Origin of the sequence: Streptomyces sp. NPDC086777 (assembly GCF_040702065.1) — a bacterium.
Taxonomy (GTDB): Bacteria; Actinomycetota; Actinomycetes; order Streptomycetales; family Streptomycetaceae; genus Streptomyces.
Genome location: NZ_JBFBJI010000088.1, coordinates 1 through 5805, shown reverse-complemented (window position 1 = coordinate 5805; position 5805 = coordinate 1). Strand labels below are relative to the sequence as shown.

Genomic DNA, 5805 nt, shown 5'->3' with positions numbered 1-5805 from the left:
GGGAGGGTGAGATGACGGCCGTGGAAGAGAGGCCGAAGCGGCTGACCAGTGGGCCGGGGACGCTGCTGGTCTGGTCGGCGGCCCGCCCGCACCGTGCGGGCGGCCCGTCACCGGAAGGCCGACGTCACGAGGGTCTTCTGCTCCACGGCGTGCCGGCGGGCCGAGCCGACCGCGGGGGCGGGGGCTTCGGGCCGGGCCACGCACTCCACGGCGCGCCGGGTCAGCCGGTGCAGACGCGGCGCGACGAACGACCACGCGCCCTGGTTCTCCGGCTCCTCCTGCACCCACCGCACCTCCGCGGCCGCGGGGAAACGGGCGAGTTCCGCGGTGAGTTCCTCGTCGGGGAACGGGTAGAGGCGCTCCACGCGGACGATCGCCGTGTCGGCCGAGCCCGCGGTGTGCCGGTGCGAGTCGAGGTCGTAGAAGACCTTGCCCGAGCACAGCAGCACGCGCCTGACCAGGGCCGGGTCCGTCGTGTCGTCCGGCAGGACCGGACGGAAGCCGCCCTGCGTGAACTCGGGCAGGGCGGAGACGGCCGCCTTCGAGCGCAGCATCGACTTCGGGGTGAAGACCACCAGCGGCCTGCGGCCGTCCAGCGCCTGCCGCCTGAGCAGATGGAAGTAGTTGCCGGGCAGGGAGGGCATGGCCACGGTCATGTTGTTCTGGGCGCACAGTTGCAGGAACCGTTCGACCCGGGCGGAGGAGTGGTCCGGGCCCTGGCCCTCCAGGCCGTGGGGCAGCAGCAGCGTCACCGCGGAGCGCTGGCCCCACTTCTGCTCGGACGAGGCGATGTACTCGTCGACGACCGTCTGCGCGCCGTTGACGAAGTCACCGAACTGGGCCTCCCACAGCACCAGGGCTTCGGGACGGGCCTGCGCGTAGCCGTACTCGAAAGCGAGCGCCGCCAGTTCGGACAGCATCGAGTCGTACGGTGCGAAGCTCGCGGCCTGCGGGCCGAGGGAGCCGAGCGGGGTGTGCTCCGCGCCGGTGCGCCGGTCGGTCAGGACGGCGTGGCGCTGGCCGAAGGTGCCGCGCCGCGAGTCCTGCCCGGCCAGCCGCACCGGGACGCCCTCCAGCAGCAGGGAACCGATCGCCAGGGTCTCGGCGGTGGCCCAGTCGACCGTGCCGGCGTCGAGCGTCTCCGCGCGCCGGCGCAGCTGCGGCAGGACCCGCGGGTGCACGGTGAAGCCCGGGGGCAGGCCGGTCTGCGAGGCGATGACCCGCCGGGCCGTCGCCTCGTCGATCGCGGTCGCCGTGCCCGGGACGGCCGCCGGTCCGGCTCCGGTGCCGGGAAGGTCCTCGGCCGGTGCGGGAGCGGGCAGCGCCCGGGTCTCGGCGAAGGCCCGTTCCAGGTGATCCCGGTAGTTGCGGCGGGCGCCGTCCACCTGCCGCTCGCCGATGTCCCCGCGGCGGACCAGCGTCCCGGCGTACAGCGTGCGCACCGAGGCCTTGGCGTCGATGCGGTCGTACATCACGGGCTGGGTGATGGACGGGTCGTCGACCTCGCTGTGCCCGTGGCGCCGATAGCAGATCAGATCGACCACGACGTCCTTGTGGAACGTCCGGCGGTAGTCGAAAGCCAGCCGTGCGACGCGGTCGACGGCCTCCGGGTCGTCGCCGTTGACGTGGAGGATCGGCGCCTCGACCATCCGCGCCACAGCGGTGGCGTACGTGCCCGAGCGGCCGTTGGCGGGCAGCGTGGTGAAGCCGACCTGGTTGTTGACGACCACGTGGACCGTCCCGCCCGTGCGGTAGCCGGGCAGCTGCGACATGTTCAGGGTCTCGGCGACCACGCCCTGGCCGGCGAAGGCCGCGTCGCCGTGGACGGCGACCGGCAGCACGGGGAAGGGGCCGTCCTGGTCCGCGGCCCTGTCCTGCTTGGCGCGCACCACCCCCTGGGCCACCGGTCCCACGATCTCCAGGTGCGAGGGGTTCGCCACGACCGAGACGGCGATCGTGCCGCCGTCGAGGGCCTGGTAGGTGCCCTCCGCACCCAGGTGGTACTTCACGTCCCCCGATCCCTGCACCGACCGGATGTCCACGGCGTCCTCGAACTCGTGGAAGAGCTGCGCGTAGGACTTGCCGACGATGTTGGCCAGCACGTTGAGCCGGCCGCGGTGCGCCATCCCGATGACCGCTTCCCGCACGCCGTCCTTGATCGCGCGCCGCAGCAGGGCGTCGAGCAGCACGATCGCCGACTCGCCGCCCTCCAGCGAATAGCGCTTGTGGCCCACGTACTTGGTCTGCAGGAACGTCTCGAAGGCCTCCGCCGCCCCCAGCCGGTAGAGGATCTGCAGTTGTTCGGCCCGGTCCGGCCGGTGCTGTGGGCCTTCGGCCCGCTGCTGGATCCAGCGGCGTTCGCGGGCGTCCTGGATGTGCATGTACTCGAAGCCGACCGTGCGGCAGTAGGACTCCCGCAGGGCGTCCAGCACCTCGCCCAGACGCATCGTGGCGTGCCCGGCGAACCCGTCGACGGTGAACTCCTCGGCCAGGTCCTCGTCGCGGAGCCCGAATGCCGCGATGTCCAGCTCCGGATGCCCGGCGGCCGGCCGTGGCGTGAGCGGGTCGGTGTCGGCCACCAGGTGGCCGCGTACCCGGTACGCGTGGATGAGCGCCGCGACCCGCACCGCCCTGACGGCCGCCTCGTCCCCGCCGTCGGGGCGGTGCGCCGTGGCGGTGCGTACCCGCTGGGCCGGCAGGGTGGCCGGGGCGGCGAAGAAGTCCCGCCACGTCTGATCCACCGAGGCGGGGTCGTGCAGGTACTGCTGCCACTGTTCGTCCACGACCCATGCGTTGAGCCCGAATTCCAGGACCTGGGGCACCGGTCGGCCGGTGCGTGACTTCGACTCCACAGCGAAGAACGCCTTCTTTCCTCATTCGGAGTTGGGCTGGCCGACCGGATCCGCTCTGGAGCGATCCCCTCGGCCACGTCGCACCGGCAACGCTAGGACGCCGGGAAGGTCGTGACAGAGGGACTGATATGACGCAACTGCCTCATGTTGGGACATCGGGCTGCATGGTCCCGGCGGTCCCGGCGCCTACGGCGTGGTCGTCCCGGTGCGGTAGAACTCGGCCGCGGTGACGCCGGCGGGCACCCCGAGCTCGGCGGCGACCGCGGCGATCGCCTCGTCGCCGACGGTGAGGTCGGCCTGGCCGTCCGTGGTGAAGTACGGCGCGATGAACGTGTCGTAGTGGGCCCGGGCCTCCTGCGCGGTCTGTCCGCCGAGGAACGTCTGCATGTGCCGCACCGTGGTGTCGGGGTCGTCGTGGATCACCCGGAGGGCGCGCCGGTGGGCGCGTACGACGGCCTGGACCGCGGGGGCGTCCGGTGAGATGAAGGTCGGGTCGACGGCCACGCCCACGGTGGGGATCCGGAAGTGGTCGCCGACCCAGGCCGGCACGTTCCAGCCGTGCTCGGCGGCCACCGCCTCCGGTGCCATGGTGCTGCCGACGTAGGCGGCGTCGATGCTGCCGTCGGCGAGGTGGCGCAGGTCCATGCCGTAGTCGCCGGGAGAGCGGACGACGGTCCGCACGTCGCGGTCCGGGTCGAGGCCGGCCTTTCGCAGCACGATCCGGGCGAACACGCCGGGCGCGGTGTGCGGGGCGTGGACGGCCAGCCGTCGGCCGGCGAGGTCGGACAGGGACGTCAGGCCGGGACGGGCCAGGAACCAGAACAGCGGACGATGGGTGTTGACGCTGAGCGCGACCCACGGGGTGCCGTTGGCCAGCCGTGACAGCAGTGCCCGGCCCAGTCCGATGGTGGCGCAGCGGCGCAGCCGCTCGTCGTCCCAGGTGCAGCCGTCGCGCAGCGCGACGTGGACGCCTTCGTCGGTGTAGAAGTCCTGCTGGTCGGCGATGTAGGCCGCCAGCTCCTCGTGCAGGCCTCGTCCGACGTAGGCAAGGTCGATCGTGTGCATGAACGTTTGTCCTTGATTGTTTGAGGGTGCGGCCGTGGGTGCGATGGTCGGCGGGGCCTCAGTACATGGCCATGCCGCCGTTGACCGCGGCCGTGGTGCCGGTCATGAAGGAGTTCTCCTCGGCGGCGTAGAAGGCGACCGCCTGGGCGACGTCGGCCGGGTGGGCGAGGCGGCCCAGGGGGGTGGCGGCCACCTGCCGCTGCCTCGTCGCGTCGTCGAGGACGGCGTCGGCCGTGCGGGACTCCACCGGGCCGGGTGAGACGACGTTGACCGTGATGCCCTGCGGGCCGAGTTCCTGGGCGAGGTACCGGGCGAACTGTTCCATGGCGGCCTTGGAGACGCCCAGCGCGATCATGCCCGCCCGCGGCCGGCGGCTGAGTCCGGTGCCGATGTAGACGAGGCGTCCGCCGCCCCGCCCGGTCATGACCGGCAGGACGGCCTTGGTGACGGCGAACGCCGCGTGCATCTCGGCGTCGAGCTTGCCGCCCAGCTCCTCCCAGGTCATGTCCTCGAAGGACTTGACCGCGTACGGGATGAGCGCGTTGTGCACGAGCACGTCGACGCCGTCCCAAGCCGCTCGGACCTGTCCCACCATCCGCTCGACGGCCGCCTCCTCGCGCACGTCGGCCTGCACGGCCATGGCCTGCCCGCCCGCGGCCTCGATGTCGGCCACGACCTCCTCGGCCGCCTTGCCGTTGCTGAGGTAGTTGACCGCCACGCGCATGCCGCGTGCGGCCAGAACCCGCGCCGTCGCCGCGCCGATCCCGCTGCTGGCCCCGGTCACCAACGCCACCCTGCCGGTCGTCCCGGTCATGGGGTCACCTCCTGATCGTCGTCGCGGGCCGTCGGGATGACGGCCCGGGGTTGTTCGTCGTCGGCGCCCCGGGCTTCGGGGCGGATCGCTCCGTGCAGCACGGTGTCGACGGTCGCCCGCAGCAGATCGGCGGCGGTCCAGTCCAGTTCGTGCGGCAACCGTGAGGTGAGCAGACGCTCCAGCGCACCGCGGGTGATCTCGCTCAGCAGCTCGGGCGGCGCCTGCAGCAGGCCCTGCCGGTGTCCCTCCCGGAACAGGTCGTCGAGCCGCCGGTAGACCACCGCGTCCACCCGCTGCTCCACGTACTGGCGCAGCATCGCGTCGCCGCCCCGCCCTGTCGCCAGCTGAGGTGCGCCGATCCGCCCGAGCTCACTGCCCGCCGCGATCAGGAACCGCTGCACCCGCACACCGAAGGACTGCTTTTCCGCGCCCTCGGCCGCCGCAACCAGCGTGCGCTCCACCGCGGCGAACTGGCGGTCCAGCACCGCGGCCAGCAGACTGCGCTTGTCCGGGAAATGCCGGTAGATCGTCTTCTTGCTCATCCCGAGCTCGCGGGCCAGATCGTCCATGCTCACCCGCGCCGAGCCGGACCCGAGGAACAGCCGGCCGGCCGCCTCCACTATCACGTCGGCCCGCTGGCCATCACTGTCGGAAACTCTAGAAACCGGATTCGTTTCCATGGTTCCTATCGTTGACCTCCGTATCTGAGCTGTCAAGGCATGTCACACGTGCCCGCCACCCCTTGGGCGGGGTCCGCCGAGTGCGGGCTGGACGAAGGGGCGGGACAGGTGCTCGTGCGGTGTGCGGTCAGCGTTCGAGAACGAGCGCGAGGCCCTGCCCGACGCCGATGCAGAGGCTGGCGACACCGGTACCGCTGCCTCGCCGTGCCAGCTGATGCGCCACGGTCCCGGCGAGGCGGGCACCGGAGGCGCCGAGGGGGTGGCCGAGCGCGATCGCGCCGCCTTGTGGGTTGAGGATCGCGGGGTCGAACTCGGGCCATTCGGCGAGGCAGCCGAGTACCTGGGCGGCGAAGGCCTCGTTGAGTTCGAGGACGTCGAGGTCGGCGAAGGTCTT

At 72.1% G+C, this 5805-nt stretch carries 4 protein-coding genes and 1 pseudogene; all 5 read right to left on the bottom strand.

The features are described from left to right. Window positions 1–107: 107 nt before the first annotated feature. Window positions 108–2822, bottom strand: a complete 2715-nt coding sequence (locus AB0472_RS45815) for a multifunctional oxoglutarate decarboxylase/oxoglutarate dehydrogenase thiamine pyrophosphate-binding subunit/dihydrolipoyllysine-residue succinyltransferase subunit (protein ID WP_366365628.1) — start codon at window positions 2820–2822, stop codon at window positions 108–110. Window positions 2823–3038: 216 nt separating this feature from the next. Continuing rightward, window positions 3039–3917 carry an ABC transporter substrate-binding protein gene (locus AB0472_RS45810; RefSeq protein ID WP_366365626.1) on the bottom strand — a complete coding sequence of 293 codons (879 nt, stop codon included), beginning with the start codon at window positions 3915–3917 and terminating at the stop codon, window positions 3039–3041. 58 nt (window positions 3918–3975) lie between these two features. Beyond that, window positions 3976–4731, bottom strand: coding sequence for an SDR family oxidoreductase (locus AB0472_RS45805; protein ID WP_366365624.1), 756 nt, complete (start codon window positions 4729–4731; stop codon window positions 3976–3978). Then, window positions 4728–5411, bottom strand: coding sequence for a TetR/AcrR family transcriptional regulator (locus AB0472_RS45800; RefSeq protein WP_366365623.1), 684 nt, complete (start codon window positions 5409–5411; stop codon window positions 4728–4730). The genes AB0472_RS45805 and AB0472_RS45800 overlap by 4 nt, the downstream gene beginning before the upstream one ends. A gap of 127 nt (window positions 5412–5538) precedes the next feature. Next, a pseudogene (locus AB0472_RS45795) lies at window positions 5539–5805 on the bottom strand (3-oxoadipyl-CoA thiolase); the annotation flags it as partial.